The sequence below is a fragment of the Bartonella sp. AA89HNZF genome (assembly GCF_042196905.1).
Taxonomy (GTDB): domain Bacteria; phylum Pseudomonadota; class Alphaproteobacteria; order Rhizobiales; family Rhizobiaceae; genus Bartonella.
Genome location: NZ_JBHIRD010000002.1, coordinates 236,787 through 251,922, shown reverse-complemented (window position 1 = coordinate 251,922; position 15,136 = coordinate 236,787). Strand labels below are relative to the sequence as shown.

At 38.2% G+C, this 15,136-nt stretch carries 14 protein-coding genes and 1 pseudogene; 10 read left to right on the top strand and 5 right to left on the bottom strand.

Annotated features, from left to right (window positions below):
- Nucleotides 1–81: 81 nt before the first annotated feature.
- From fabF to ACFIN0_RS02010, 5 genes are all read right to left on the bottom strand, one after another.
- The gene (gene fabF / locus ACFIN0_RS02030) at nt 82–1,344 is read right to left on the bottom strand and encodes a beta-ketoacyl-ACP synthase II (RefSeq protein ID WP_375610164.1); all 1,263 of its coding nucleotides are present in this window, start codon (nt 1,342–1,344) and stop codon (nt 82–84) included.
- Nucleotides 1,345–1,445: 101 nt separating this feature from the next.
- A complete protein-coding gene (locus ACFIN0_RS02025) occupies nt 1,446–1,682 on the bottom strand; it encodes an acyl carrier protein (protein WP_004860281.1) in 237 nt (78 codons plus the stop codon).
- Between the two features lie 260 nt (nt 1,683–1,942).
- The gene (gene fabG / locus ACFIN0_RS02020; RefSeq protein ID WP_375614390.1) at nt 1,943–2,680 is read right to left on the bottom strand and encodes a 3-oxoacyl-[acyl-carrier-protein] reductase; all 738 of its coding nucleotides are present in this window, start codon (nt 2,678–2,680) and stop codon (nt 1,943–1,945) included.
- 18 nt (nt 2,681–2,698) lie between these two features.
- On the bottom strand, nt 2,699–3,643 hold the full coding sequence (gene fabD / locus ACFIN0_RS02015) for an ACP S-malonyltransferase (protein WP_375610162.1): 945 nt from the start codon (nt 3,641–3,643) through the stop codon (nt 2,699–2,701).
- A 77-nt stretch (nt 3,644–3,720) separates the two neighbouring features.
- Complete coding sequence (locus tag ACFIN0_RS02010) at nt 3,721–4,308, bottom strand: undecaprenyl-diphosphatase (RefSeq protein WP_375606289.1); 588 nt, start codon at nt 4,306–4,308, stop codon at nt 3,721–3,723.
- Nucleotides 4,309–4,656: 348 nt separating this feature from the next.
- On the opposite strand from ACFIN0_RS02010, the gene rpsF reads away from it, so the two are divergent.
- The 10 genes and pseudogenes from rpsF (at nt 4,657) to ACFIN0_RS01960 (ending at nt 15,129) form a co-directional block, all read left to right on the top strand.
- Entirely contained in the window at nt 4,657–5,064 is a 408-nt protein-coding gene (gene rpsF / locus ACFIN0_RS02005; protein WP_375606290.1) for a 30S ribosomal protein S6, read from the top strand.
- Complete coding sequence (rpsR, locus tag ACFIN0_RS02000; protein WP_375606469.1) at nt 5,064–5,312, top strand: 30S ribosomal protein S18; 249 nt, start codon at nt 5,064–5,066, stop codon at nt 5,310–5,312. The genes rpsF and rpsR overlap by 1 nt, the downstream gene beginning before the upstream one ends.
- Nucleotides 5,313–5,461: 149 nt before the next feature.
- The gene (locus ACFIN0_RS01995; RefSeq protein ID WP_375606291.1) at nt 5,462–6,442 is read left to right on the top strand and encodes a hypothetical protein; all 981 of its coding nucleotides are present in this window, start codon (nt 5,462–5,464) and stop codon (nt 6,440–6,442) included.
- Nucleotides 6,443–6,467: 25 nt separating this feature from the next.
- A complete protein-coding gene (rplI, locus tag ACFIN0_RS01990) occupies nt 6,468–7,064 on the top strand; it encodes a 50S ribosomal protein L9 (protein ID WP_375611229.1) in 597 nt (198 codons plus the stop codon).
- Nucleotides 7,065–7,657: 593 nt separating this feature from the next.
- Entirely contained in the window at nt 7,658–9,148 is a 1,491-nt protein-coding gene (locus ACFIN0_RS01985; protein ID WP_375701803.1) for a replicative DNA helicase, read from the top strand.
- Between the two features lie 562 nt (nt 9,149–9,710).
- Nucleotides 9,711–10,700: pseudogene (locus tag ACFIN0_RS01980) on the top strand (DnaB-like helicase C-terminal domain-containing protein); the annotation flags it as partial.
- Nucleotides 10,701–10,706: 6 nt separating this feature from the next.
- A complete protein-coding gene (gene radA / locus ACFIN0_RS01975) occupies nt 10,707–12,083 on the top strand; it encodes a DNA repair protein RadA (protein ID WP_375610160.1) in 1,377 nt (458 codons plus the stop codon).
- A 142-nt stretch (nt 12,084–12,225) separates the two neighbouring features.
- On the top strand, nt 12,226–12,801 hold the full coding sequence (locus tag ACFIN0_RS01970) for a CvpA family protein (protein WP_375606294.1): 576 nt from the start codon (nt 12,226–12,228) through the stop codon (nt 12,799–12,801).
- A gap of 82 nt (nt 12,802–12,883) precedes the next feature.
- A complete protein-coding gene (gene purF / locus ACFIN0_RS01965) occupies nt 12,884–14,377 on the top strand; it encodes an amidophosphoribosyltransferase (protein ID WP_375610159.1) in 1,494 nt (497 codons plus the stop codon).
- Between the two features lie 2 nt (nt 14,378–14,379).
- Nucleotides 14,380–15,129, top strand: a complete 750-nt coding sequence (locus ACFIN0_RS01960) for an SDR family NAD(P)-dependent oxidoreductase (RefSeq protein WP_375606470.1) — start codon at nt 14,380–14,382, stop codon at nt 15,127–15,129.
- Nucleotides 15,130–15,136: the final 7 nt, after the last annotated feature.

Here is a 15,136-nt window from a genome sequence, read left to right as displayed (position 1 = left end):
ATTAAGGATAATATTATAATTTCTCATTCACCTTATAATAAAGTAGAAAACTCAAAAGAAGAAATTAAATAAAAATACTTATTATCCTCTAAAACGTTGTATCACCAACGATGCATTTGTCCCACCAAATCCAAAAGAATTAGAAAGAATCGTATCAATCTTTCGTTCACGCGGTTTGTGTGGTACAAGGTCGATTTTTGTTTCAATCGATGGATTGTCAAGATTCAGTGTCGCTGGGGCTATATTATCCCGTATAGCTAAAATAGAAAAAATAGCCTCAGCAGCACCGGCTGCACCAAGTAAATGCCCGATAGATGATTTCGTTGATGACATAGAAACTTGTGGTGCATAACTCCCTAAAACACGCTCAACAGCCGCTAGCTCTATGGAATCAGCCATCGTAGATGTACCATGAGCATTAATATAATCAAGTTCACTCACATTCACTTGTGCACGCTTAAGAGCAGCTATCATACTACGCTGAGCCCCTTCACCACTTTCTGAAGGTGCTGTAATGTGGTAAGCGTCACCAGATAAACCATAGCCAATAATCTCAGCATAAATACGCGCCCCTCGTTTTTTGGCATGTTCCAGCTCTTCTAAAACAACAACAGCTGCTCCTTCCCCCATCACAAAACCATCACGATCAGTATCATAAGGACGTGACGCCCGTTCAGGATCATCATTGCGACAAGTAGAAAGAGCTCTACAAGCTGCAAAACCTGCAAGAGATATCCGATTTATCGGAGATTCAGTCCCCCCTGCCACCATGACATCTGCATCACCAAACATAATCAAACGTGCCGCATCACCAATCGCATGCGCCCCTGTCGAACAAGCCGTTACAACAGAATGATTAGGCCCCCGTAAACCATATTGAATAGACACATAACCAGAAGCAAGATTAATCAAACGACCTGGAATAAAAAAGGGAGAAACACGACGTGGGCCCTTATCACGAAGCGTATAACCAGCTTCAACAATGCCCTCAACTCCCCCAATTCCCGAACCAATTAACACACCTGTACAAATCTGATCTTCATCACTCTTAGGAAACCATTCGGCATCTGCAAGCGCTTGGTTAGCAGCAGCCATTGCATAAACAATAAATGCATCAACTTTACGTTGCTCCTTAGGTTCCATATACAAATCAGCATTATAGGTCCCCTCTGTTCCATCCCCTAAGGGGATACGCGCAGCAATCTGGCATGGCAAATCTGATACATCAAATTCAGTGATACGTCGGACACCACTTCTTCCTTCAAGAAGTCGTTTCCAACTATATTCAATATTACCAGCTAATGGAGATACCAATCCTAAACCAGTAACAACAACACGTCTCATAACTTCTAACCTTGAACTAAACTTCACCTCTCAAAGCTCTCTTTTCAAAAGAACTCCGAAGAATATAGGCAAAAGCAATTTATGCCTTTGCCCTTTAGTAATCACGCAGAAGCTTTATCAATGAACTTGACTGCATCACCAACGGTGAAAATCGTTTCAGCAGCTTCATCTGGAATTTCTACCCCAAACTCTTCTTCAAAAGCCATAACGAGTTCAACCGTATCAAGGCTATCAGCCCCTAGATCATCGATAAAGCTTGCATTTTCTACAACTTTATCAGCATTAACCCCAAGATGTTCCACGATAATTTTCTTAACGCGCTCTACTGTATCACTCATGTTGAAATCCTCGAATTTATATTTCCTATAATTTGGTTAACTATATCGGTTCATCTAATCAAGCAATAGATGCATTACTTTAAAAGATTTTAGTAATGATTTAAAACATCCTGTGGATATCCCCTACAAAATGAACCAATCTGACATTCCGACATCAATTGATTAACGACCATATTAAAGAAATAGATGCATCTATCCATTTCAATCGTTACTATCTAAAATAATACAATTCATAAATCAATGTGGAATAAAATAAATACTCATATCATTGCCATTCCACCATTGATATGGAGTGTTTGACCTGTCGTATAGGCTGCTTCATCGCTTGCTAAATAAACAGCAGCAGTGGCTATTTCTTGCCCACTTCCCATACGCTTCATTGGAATCGCAGCCATAATGGCTTCTTTTTGCTTTTCATTAAGCTTGTCTGTCATTGCAGATTTAATAAATCCTGGAGCAATACAATTGACAGTGATATTTCGCGAAGCAATTTCTTGTGCCAATGCTTTAGAAAAACCTATCAAGCCTGCTTTTGCAGCACAGTAATTCGTTTGTCCAGGATTTCCCACAACACCAACAACAGATGTAATGTTAATAATTCTTCCATAACGGCGGCGCATCATAGAATGTATTAATTCACGCGTCAAAAGAGAAGCAGCTGTTAGGTTAACTTCTAAAACATCATCCCAGTCTTTATCTTGCATACGCACAAAAAGACCATCCCTAGTGATTCCGGCATTGTTAACCAAAATATCGACGCCATCCATTTTTCTCTCTGCAACTTCAGCCAATTGTTTAATCGATTGGCGTTCAGAAAGATTAGCGGGAAATACAAAAACATTCTGCCCTAATTCTGCCGCCACTTCTCTGAGCTTTTCTTCACGTGTTCCATGAAGTCCAACAATGGCTCCTTGTGCATGAAAGCAGCGTGCAATTGCCTCACCAATTTCTCCCGAAGCCCCCGTTACAAGAGCTTTACGCCCTGTTAATCTAAACATTTTTTAACTCCTTATAGATTAAACGCCAAGCATGCCTAGCGCTGATTCTATTTCATCAACTGTTCCAATTGTTACCCCCTTTATATCTTTGTTAATACGACGCGTTAAACCTGTTAATACTTTTCCAGAACCAACTTCAAAAAGCGTATCAACCCCATTCGCAGCGATCCATTCTATTGTTTCACGCCATCGCACCCTCCCAGTCACTTGTTGGACAAGAAGAGTAGTAATACGCTCTGGATTGCTCTCAGGTGCAACAGAAACATTGGCAATCAAAGGAACAATAGGGGACATTTTGTTAACAGTCAAAAGTGCTTTCTTCATGGCATCAGCAGCAGGTTGCATTAAAGATGAATGAAAAGGTGCAGAAACAGGAAGAAGAAGTGCACGTTTTGCACCTTTTGTTGATGCAATCTCTACCGCTGCCTCAACTGCTTTTGCTTTACCGGAAATAACAATTTGCCCACCACCATTATCATTAGCAATCTGACATAGTCCTTCTCCAGAAACAGTTTCGCAAATTTCTTCCACAATGTGCTCTTCCAAACCAATCAATGCAGCCATAGAACCTTCACCAACCGCAACAGCAGCCTGCATAGCATTGCCACGAATACGCAAAAGTCTTGCCGTATCTGTGAGAGTAAATGTACCAGCAGCACAAAGAGCCGAATATTCGCCTAAAGAATGGCCAGCAACAAATCTTACCTTTTCTTCTATACGAAGCCCTAATTGTTTCATCACACGAATGACAGCCATAGATACAGCCATTAATGCCGGTTGTGCATTTGCTGTTAACGTTAAAACATTTGCTGGTCCTTCAAAAATGATCTTTGATAATTTCTCACCCAAAGCATCATCAACTTCCTCGAAAACCATCCGCGCTGCAACAAATTGCTCTGCAAGCGCTTTCCCCATACCAACAAGTTGACTCCCCTGCCCTGGAAAAACAAAAGCTGCACCCATTTATCAACTCCTAAAACTGTACAATTAAATTATTTTCTTTTGACCTTATTCATCCGCACAAATCAAGATAAAGCCCTTTATTTAAAACGAATACCACACTTAAAATTATATTTTAAGGGTGGAATTTGATATAAAAACTTAGGAAAATATGGTGCTATAAACTGAATAACACTCAAACTTATAAGACTTCCTAAAACTATACCTGCTAAAATATCAAAAGGGTAATGTACACCCACAAAGATGCGCGCCCAACAGATTAAGAATAAAAACACCACAGCAAATCTAAAAGCCACTTTGTATCGGTAAAAATAAAAGTTAGCTGTATAAGATGCAATGGTCAAGGCATGATTACTAGGAAAAGAAGCTGTTGCACGATGTTGAATCAGGGGTGTTGTCAGCCCTACAACGAATGGGCGTGGATGAAAGTAAAAAAGAGAAATGAGATAGCCTATGAAAAGAGAAGTACAAATGCTCATGCAAGTGCTTAGCACGACACATCGTTCCCTTTCTCTACCACAAAACCACAACGCAAAAAGATGAATAGGAATGATGTAAATTAAAAACTTTGCACAAAAAATGCTAAACAAAACTAAAATCGACCAAGATTGATGATTGCCGACAAACATTTCAAAGAGTGAAACATCAATCTGGTTTAAAAAGTCCATTTTTCTCTCCTTATTTTTATAGTGTTACAGAACTATCTCTTTGTAGAAGAGGGAAATATATTGAAAATATATCAAGATTTAATAAATCAATTTTTTTATGTGCGTAAACTTGCTATTTTTAAAGATAACCTGTAGATATGGAGTGTTCGTTGCCGGTACTTTAGCTGGAGGTTGAACGGAGGGCTGTAAAATATCAGTAGGAAATACAATGTTTCCGGCCTCCCGTATCTCCGCTCTGAGATGTCTCGAATTGTAAACGCGTCCTTTCTTCTTTGGATTTCCAAAAAAGACAAGTCGCAGAGGCTTTGCGCTAAAACCGGTGGAATTTAATTGAAGAAAGGCAAAACAATGGCTCTTTATGAACATATGTTCCTTGCTCGACAAGACATTGCACCGCAACAAGTTGATGAACTTTTGAGTCTCTACAAAGGTGTCATTGAAGCGCAGGGTGGAAAAGTTGGGCGTGTAGAAAATTGGGGACTTCGTCCTCTTGCTTACCGTATTCGAAAAAACCGTAAGGCTTATTATGTATTGGTCAATATTGATGCACCAGCTACAGCAATTGCTGAAATGGAGCGTCAGATGCGCATCAATGAGGATGTTTTGCGTTACATGACCATTCGTGTAGAAAAACATGAAAAAGAAAAATCTGCTATGCTCTCACATCTTGATCGCAATAGCCACATTGGTCATGATGAGGAGCGTTCTCGTTCCCCGCGTCGTCAACGTGAAAATGCTATAGAAGGAGTAGAATGATGACTGATACTAATCAAAACTCTGCACGTCGCCCCTTTCATCGCCGTCGCAAAACATGTCCTTTTTCAGGAGTTAATGCACCGAAAATTGATTATAAAGATATCAAATTGTTACAACGTTATATCTCTGAACGTGGAAAAATTGTTCCTTCACGGATTACAGCTGTTAGTCAAAAAAGACAGCGTGAATTAGCTAACGCTATCAAACGTGCTCGCTTTTTAGGCTTACTTCCGTACGTTATAAAGTAAGCGATCAATACGCTATGCAACTGGAGAGTTTATCCAGTTGCTTTTCTTATATGGTTAAAAAATAGCTTGTTGTATCCTATGTTAAGCTATTAAATGTCAAAGTTGGGGTATTGACACGCCTCTAACTGCAGAAAGCAGGACAGCAATAAATGAAAAAAAATCGTACTTATGAGATATTAACCGGTATTTTGGCAGGATTATTTGCTGTTGTGATAGGAATGGCAATCATCAGTGTTGCAAATATCGCGCCCTTTTTTTCTCTTCTTCTTGGCTGCTTTCTTTCATTGCCAATTTTTATTGTTGCGTTCGGTCAAGGAACATTAGCCAGTCTCATCGCCCTCATAAGTGCCACTGTTGTTCTTATCATAACCACTAATACCTATATTGCTCTTGGCTTTATGTTCTTATTTTTCCTTCCTGCTGTCTATGCTTCTTGGCTTCTTGGGCTTGCACGACCAGCGCAAAAAGAAAACGAACTGATGTGGTATCCATTATCATCGGTTATTTTTCATTTAACTAATTTTATCGCTCTTATAGCAACTTTCATTGGGCTCTATGTTCAAACACGTCCTTCCACACCCATCGTTGCAAAAAAAATCACCGAAAACATAGCACAAACTCTGCAACAAACACAGTCAATAAAAGAAGCCGATATACGCGCTTTTAATGAGCTTTTAATGACGCATACAGCAACTTTTACTGCTTTTTCTTTGACTATTTATAGTTTGGTTTTTCTCATTGGTAACCTTTACTTTTCCATGATAGCAGCACAACATATGAAATGGCTGAAAAGACCCCGTGATGATTGGAGCCAAACTCTCCGCCTTCCAATTTCTGGAATTATTATTTTTATTATTGTTTGCATAGCATCGATGGTTGAGTTGAGCGCTTCTCTCAACTTGAGTACACTTGTCTTTAGTACTGCATACACTGTCATCATATTAATTAGCGGTCTAGCATATCTTCACAATATTACAAAAGGGGTAAACGGTCGGATTATTATACTTTCTCTTGTTTATATTGCTATTTTAACAGTCGTTTTTACTCCACCTATTGTTTTCATGATGCTTTTGATGGGAATTTGGGCTGCTATTCAATACAATTTTCAATCACGCAAAAAACTCCACTAAATTTATTTGTTCGAAAGGAAAAACTATGGATATTATTTTACTTGAGCGCATTCCTCGTCTTGGTCAGATGGGTGATATTGTCTCAGTTAAAGATGGTTATGCGCGTAATTTTCTCTTGCCTCAAGGTAAAGCTTTACGCGCAAATGAAGCTAATAAAAAACATTTTGAGATACAACGTGCACAACTTGAAGCACGTAATCTTGAACGCAAAAGCGAAGCGCAAAAAATTGCTGAAAAACTTGATGGACAATCATTCATTGTTGTTCGTTCTGCTGGTGAAACGGGACAACTTTATGGTTCTGTGTCAACACGTGATATTGCTGAAATCATAACAGATGAAGGCTTTTCTATTGGAAGAAATCAAATCGAACTTAATCATCCAATAAAAATGATCGGTCTTCACACTATCACTCTTAGTTTACATCCAGAAGTTCAAATTTCTGTGATTATTAACGTTGCGCGTTCTACCAGTGAAGCACAACGCCAAGCAGAAGGTGAAACTCTCACTTCGGCTAAAGAAATATATAATATTCAAGAAGAATTATTAGAAGAAAGTCAGGAAGAATTATTGGCAGAAGAAATTAATGACAACGATATAAACAGTTCTCATCAAGAAGCTTAATTGCTATTTTTTCTTTCTGTTTTATATTTTTTATTCCATTTTAAATATCGCTCATAAAATACTCACACTTTAAAAGTGAGTATTTTATGACTATCGTACGTAAAGAACCTAATTTTTATGAAAGAATTAGAAATATACTATTTAAAAGCATTACATGCCGAGAATGATAATATCACTAAGAGGAAATGTCTTTTGTTTTCCAGCATATAAAGCAAAAATAATTTAAAGTTTTACCCTTAAGGATAAAGTTTATATGAGCGTTAGGCTGATTATATCCTCACATGATCTGAAATAATTTCAGTTATAAAAAAATAATTCTACTTAAACAGATATTGGAATTTTAAGGTTAAGTAACTTAAAAATACTTAAATTTAGAGTAGAAAAACTTCCACTTTAAAATCACATATTATAAAATAAAATAGATAGACGTTATATAAATAATACACAAATGATAAATGAGGAACGAAAGAGAGTTTTAAAAAATTATATAATTTTAACTTAAAATGAAGATTTGTAGCTCTATTCTTTTAATTATACGATTTTCAATTTATCACCTAAAGTAGCTAGACTTAGAATTTTAGTGGAAAAATATTATGGAAGAAACTAACGTTGTTAATGTCAGCTCTTCAAAGAAAGAGGATTCTCCTTCTTTTCGGCAACTTCCGCATAATATTGAAGCTGAACAGGCATTGCTTGGTGCCATCTTTATCAACAATGATTCTCTTGACCGCGTTTCAGATTTTCTAAAACCAGAACATTTTTTTGAACCATTGCATCAAAAAATTTATCATGTTTTATCTCACCTTATTAAAATAGGAAAACGTGTAGATCCAGTTACAATCAAACCCTATATCCAAATGGAAGAGAAAATTGGAGATATTACTGTATACCAATATGTTGTTCGCTTAGCCACAGAGGCAGTCACTATTATTAACGCTGAAGATTATGGACGCGTCATTTACGATCTCTTTATCCGACGATCTTTGATTAACCTTGGAACTCAAGTTGTCAATACAGCCTTTGATGCTCCTGTAGAACTCACGCCTACCCAACAAATTGAAACTGTTGAAAATCAGTTATTTGAGCTAGCAGAAAAAGGGAAATATGGAGGTGGATTTGAAAATTTTAATGAGGCCATTAAAAAAGCTATCGATATGGCAAGTGCTGCGAAAAAGCGCTCTTCACAATTATCAGGGATAGCCACCCATATTAAAACACTTGATGAAAAAATGGGAGGATTACAAGCATCTGACTTAATTATCCTTGCGGGCCGCCCTGGTATGGGTAAAACCTCACTGGCTACCAATATTGCCTTTAATATTGCTAATGCTTATAATCGTAATGCCAATATCCAAGAAAATGAAGGCGGCATTGTGGGATTCTTCTCACTTGAGATGTCATCCGAACAGCTTGCAACCCGTATTATTTCTGAACAAACAGAAGTCTCTTCTTCTGATATTCGGCGTGGCAATATTTCAGATGAACAATTTTCAAAAATTATTCGTGCGGTGAACCAACTACAAAAGGCACCCCTTTATATTGATCAAACTGGGGGAATATCAATTACGCAATTAGCTGCTCGTGCGCGGCGTCTCAAGCGGCAACATGGTTTAGATATCTTGTTTATTGACTATATCCAACTCATGACAAGCAGTTCAAAGCGTTCATCAGAAAATCGTGTTCAAGAGATCACAGAAATTACCACAGGATTAAAAGCATTAGCGAAAGAATTGAATATTCCTATTATCGCTCTCTCTCAACTTTCACGTCAAGTAGAAAATAGAACCGATAAACGCCCACAGCTTTCAGATTTACGTGAATCTGGTTCAATTGAGCAAGATGCCGACATCGTTCTGTTTGTCTATCGCGAAGAATATTATCTCAAAAATGAAGAACCAAAACTAAATACTTTGGAACATCAAAAATGGCAAGAAATAATGGATAAAGCTTTTGGAAAAGCTGATGTTATTATTGCAAAACAGCGCCATGGGCCGACAGGAATCGTGCCCCTTGCCTTTCAATCTGACTTCACACGCTTTAGTGATTTGGCTGATAGCAATTATCTTCCAGAGCAAATTGGCTAAACCACCATGACGCGCGTAATCGTATTCAATTTATCTGTCAAAATTGTGAAACCATCCTTCTCATTAAAAAAATGTAGTTCTTATCAAGAATGATAATTTCTTACAAAGAATCATTTTTCAATGATTCTAGCCGCCGTTATTTGCTATTTAATAACATTCTTCTTGCACGAAATGATAACACATCTCTTAATGTTGTAAGTGGGGTACATATATTAAAATCCATAGCTAATCTAAATCTTTCTATATTGTTCCTTCTTTAAAAAAACTCCTTCTCACAAGACACTCATTTTCTTGTTTTTAAATTCAAAAATAATTGCTGCTGTTGCGCAAGGCTGGCTATTATGTAAAATATCAGAAAATTTCCCCTTTATAGGACAATCTCTAACCTTTTAACAAAAATATTTTCTAATCTATCTGAAAAATTACCCTAATTACCGCAATATAAAAAACAAGCAGTGTTTTAAATACTACAGCACAGAGAAAATTCTATAACATGCAAAATATTCTTGATATAAAATTGCATAAAAACTGATATCTAACAAAAGGAAAATGTGTAATTATGCTAGAAAAAAAAGAAGACTGCGATAGTGGATTTGACAGTCTTGATGAAGCTATTAAAAGAGTTATTGATATAGCAGGTGCTGCAAAAAAGCGCTCTTCGCAAATATCAGGGATAGCGACTCATATTCAAACACTTGATGAAAAAATAGGAGGATTACAACCATCCGATTTAATTATCCTTGCAGGGCGCCCTGGTATGGGTAAAACTTCACTTGCTACCAATATTGCCTTTAATATTGCCAATGCTTATAATCATAATGGTAATATCCAAGAAAATGAAGGCAGCGTTGTAGGATTCTTCTCACTTGAAATGTCCTCAGAGCAGCTTGCAACACGTATTATTTCTGAACAAACGGAAGTCTCTTCTTCTGATATTCGACGTGGTCATATTTCAGATGAACAATTTTCAAAAATTATTCGTACGGTAAATCAGCTCCAAAAGGCACCCCTTTATATTGATCAAACTGGAGGAATATCAGTTTCACAACTGGCTGCCCGTGCTCGGCGTCTCAAGCAAAAACATGGTTTGAATGTCTTAATTATTGATTATATCCAACTCATGACAAGTGATTTAAAATACACATCTGAATATCGTATTCAAGAAATCACTGCAGAATTAAAAGCCTTAGCTAAAGAATTAAATATCCCTATTATTGCTCTTTCACAACTTTCACATCAAGTTGAAAACAGAACAGATAAACGTCCAAAACTTTTAGATTTAGGTGGATTTGGTTCTATTGAGCAAGATGCCGACATCGTTTTATTTGTCTATCGTGAAGAATATTACCTCAAAAATGAAGAACCAAAGTTCGGTAGCCTTGAACATATGAAATGGCTAGAAATAATGGACAAAGCTTTTGGAAAAGCTGATGTTATTATTGCAAAACATCGCCATGGGCCGACAGGAATCGTTCCCCTTGCCTTTCAATCTGACTTCACACGCTTTAGTGATTTGGCTGATAGCAATTATCTTCCAGAGAAAATTGGCTAAATCGACATGGCACGCAACCGTATTCAATTTATCTGTCAAAATTGCGGAACCATCCATTCTCGTTGGGCAGGGAAATGTAGCGCCTGTGGGGAATGGAATTCTCTTGTTGAAGAAAATATAAATGGCGGCATAGGAAGTGGTCCTAAGCAGAATGCTCGTAAAGGACGCATTGTCACACTCACATCTCTTTCTGGAAATATCGAAGATGCTCCACGTATTCATTCTGGTATTGCTGAACTTGATCGTGTTACCGGTGGGGGCTTTGTCCGTGGATCAGCACTCCTTGTTGGAGGTGATCCGGGTATTGGTAAATCAACATTGCTAACACAAACAGCTGCTGCTTTATCACGTAAAGGATATAATGTCATCTATGTTTCAGGTGAAGAGGCTATTGCGCAAATTTGTCTGCGCGCACAAAGGCTTGAAGCTAACAATACAGAAGTGAAACTTGCTGCTGAAACCAATGTTGAAGATATTCTGGCAACCTTAAGCGAACATAAAAACCTTGATATGGTGATTATCGATTCGATTCAAACCCTATGGTCAGATACAGCAGATTCAGCACCTGGCACTGTCACACAAGTACGTATCGGTGCTCAGGCAATGATCCGCTTTGCCAAGAAAACAGGAGCCGCCGTTGTTCTTGTTGGGCATGTTACAAAAGATGGACAAATTGCTGGTCCTCGAGTCGTTGAACATATGGTTGATGGCGTTCTCTATTTTGAGGGTGAAGGTGGACATCATTATCGCATTCTTAGAACTGTAAAAAATCGCTTCGGGCCAACAGATGAAATTGGTGTCTTTGAAATGTCTGATAAAGGATTACGCGAAGTGATAAATCCATCCGAATTGTTCTTAGGAGAACGTAATGAAAAAGCACCAGGCGCTGCTGTTTTCGCCGGCATGGAAGGAACACGCCCGATACTCGTAGAAATTCAAGCGCTTGTTGCTCCTTCTTCCCTTGGAACACCAAGACGTGCAGTTGTCGGATGGGATGGAAATCGTCTTTCTATGATTCTTGCCGTTTTAGAAGCCCATTGTGGCATTCGTTTTGGACAGCATGATGTCTATCTGAACGTGGCAGGTGGATATCGCATATCAGAACCCGCTGCTGATTTAGCTGTAGCCGCTGCTTTGGTATCCTCTCTTGCCAATATTCCTTTGCCAACAAATTATGTATATTTTGGTGAAGTCAGTCTTTCAGGAGCTACCCGCGCTGTTGCACATTCAGCACAGCGCATCAATGAAGCAAAAAAACTCGGCTTTCAGGGAGCCTTTCACCCCACAACAACAACCGAAATGATGAATTCGCTCAACTTTCAACAAAAAACTTTCTCCGACCTTCCCGAACTCGTTGCTACTCTTACTGTAAGTAAAAAATGATCTGTACCACAGATATGATAATATAGAAAAAACTCTATAAAATACAAAAGATCCTTGCTATAAGAACAAAAAATGGCATAACAAAAAATATATTTGCACACAGACTTAAAAGAACACAACTTTATGTATAAGGAACAAACAAATGATCATAACAATCCTTGATGGAATTGTCGTAGTAATCATCCTGTTGTCCGCTTTTCTTGCTATGCTTCGAGGATTTTCACGTGAAGTGTTATCGTTGATTTCTTGGGCAGTTGCAGCTGTTACGACACTGTTTTTATTCAAACCTGTCTTACCTTTCTTTGAACAATATCTCTCTAATAAAATGATTGCATTGATCACAACATTGGTCACAATTTTTATTATTGTTCTCATTATTACTTCAATTATTACAATGAAGATCTCTGATTTTATTATTGATAGTCGAATTGGTATTCTTGACCGTGCTATTGGTTTTATTTTTGGAGCACTTCGTGGTTTACTTATCATGGTCATCGGTATGTTGCTGATTAATGCACTGATTAAACCCGATCTTCAAGCGAATTGGTTAAAAAATGCAAAAACAAGACCTATTTTAGATTCATTGGGACAAAAAGTTTGGGAAATACTCCCCAAAGATATTGGATCTGTTCTCGAAAAGACGGAAAATTTGTTTAAAGACAGCAATAAACATACGTATGAGCAACACTCTCATGAAAAGATAATTTTCAAAAAATAGAGAATAGTTTTTCATGAGGAAAGAAAACTAAATGATGTAAAATGTGATATTAATGATTCCTCCATATCACAACTGAAAGAATATGATGATAAAAAGCGATGTTTTCTGTCAAGAATTTTCATTAGATGATGATACCCTTCATGAAGAATGTGGAGTTTTTGGTATTCTTGGGCATGAAGATGCCGCAACATTAACAGCTCTTGGACTCCACGCACTTCAGCATCGTGGGCAAGAAGCAGCTGGGATTGTTTCTTACCATAATAAAATATTTCATCAAGAAAAGCATTTAGGTCTTGTTGGCGATCACTATACAAACCCTGCAACACTTGCGCGCTTACCAGGAAATCGTGCTATTGGACATACCCGTTATTCAACAACTGGAGAAGTGGCATTACGCAATGTTCAACCCCTTTTTGCTGAATTGAAAGTTGGAGGTATTGCTATTGCGCATAATGGTAATCTTACCAATGGTCTCACATTACGCCGTGAACTCATCGCTTCTGGTGCTATCTGTCAATCAACGTCAGATTCAGAAGTTTTTCTCCATCTTATCGCCCGCTCACGTTATGAATCGTCCTCTGATCGTTTTGTTGATGCGATTCGGCAAGTAGAAGGTGGGTATGCTATGTTAGCGCTCACACGTACAAAGCTTATTGCGGCACGCGATCCAACAGGAATTAGACCTCTCGTGATGGGGGAACTTGATGGTAAGCCTATCTTTTGTTCTGAAACTTGTGCTCTTGATATTATTGGAGCAAAATATGTCCGTGATGTTAAAAATGGAGAAATCATCATATGTGAAATACAAAAAAATGGGGAAATTACGAAAAAAATTATAAAACCAGAAAATACAAAACCAGAAAAACTTTGCTTGTTTGAATATGTTTATTTTGCCCGTCCGGACTCAATCGTTGGAGGACGTAGTGTTTATACAACACGCAAAAATATGGGAATCCGTTTAGCACAGGAAGCCCCTTGTGAGGGTGATGTTGTGGTTCCTGTTCCTGATGGAGGAACGCCTGCCGCAATTGGCTATGCACAAGAAATTGGAATTCCCTTCGAGCTTGGTATTATTCGTAATCACTATGTTGGCCGCACTTTTATCGAACCAACACAACAAATTCGCGCTTTTGGCGTCAAGTTAAAACATTCGGCAAACCGTCCTGTGATTGAAGGAAAACGTGTTATTCTGGTTGATGACTCTATTGTCCGTGGAACAACATCCCTTAAAATTGTACGAATGCTTCGCGATGCAGGAGCAAAAGAAGTTCATATGCGCATTTCTAGCCCTATGATTTTTTATCCTGACTTTTATGGTATTGATACACCTAAAGCTGAAAACCTTTTAGCAAATCAATATCCAGATTTAAAATCTATGTGTGATTTTATTGGAGCGGATTCATTAGAATTTCTTTCAACGGATGGATTATATCTTGCTGTAGCAGGGGAAAAACGAAATAACGCCGATCCACAATTTACTGACCATTATTTTACTGGATATTATCCTACGCATCTGGTTGATCAAGAAAATCTCTCCAAAATTCATCAATCATCTGTTCTAAAAACAAGAGATTAATGATGACAAAACGTGACTTTAGTCTCCATAGGCGTGTTGCACTTGTTACTGGCGCATCAAGAGGGATTGGCTATTATTTGGCACTCGAGCTTGCTGCACGCGGCGCTCATATTATTGCTCTTGCACGAACAGTCAGTGGACTTACTGAATTGGACAATCAAATCCGAAAAAAAGGGGCTCATGCAACTCTTGTTCCCCTTGACTTGCATCATATGGAAAACATCGATACCCTTGCTATCTCAATTGCCAAACGCTGGAAAAAACTTGATATTATCGTCGCAAACGCAGGAATTCTTGGAACACTCTCACCAATAGCACATATTGAAAACACAGTATTTGAAGATGTTTTTCAAATAAATCTTTTCAGCCAATGGCGCTTAATGAAAGCCGTTGAGCCTTTATTACGTGAATCTGACGCTGGACGAGCCATCCTGTTATCCTCAACCGTTGCGCATGCTGCGCGCCCTTTCTGGGGAGCTTATGCAGCCTCTAAAGCGGCTTTAGAGGTGATTGCCCGCTGTTGGGCAGAAGAACTCAAACAAACCCCTATTAAGATTAATTGTGTCAACCCTGGTGCCACACGCACTGCCATGCGCGCTGAAGCTATGCCCGGTGAAGATCCACAAACTCTCCCTTCACCACAAGAGATTGCAAAAAAGATAATCCATTTGTTATCACCTGATTTAAAAGAAACTGGAAAACTCTTTAATGTCCGTAAAAATCGGTTTGTAGATTATCATATACCTGATTGATCATCAT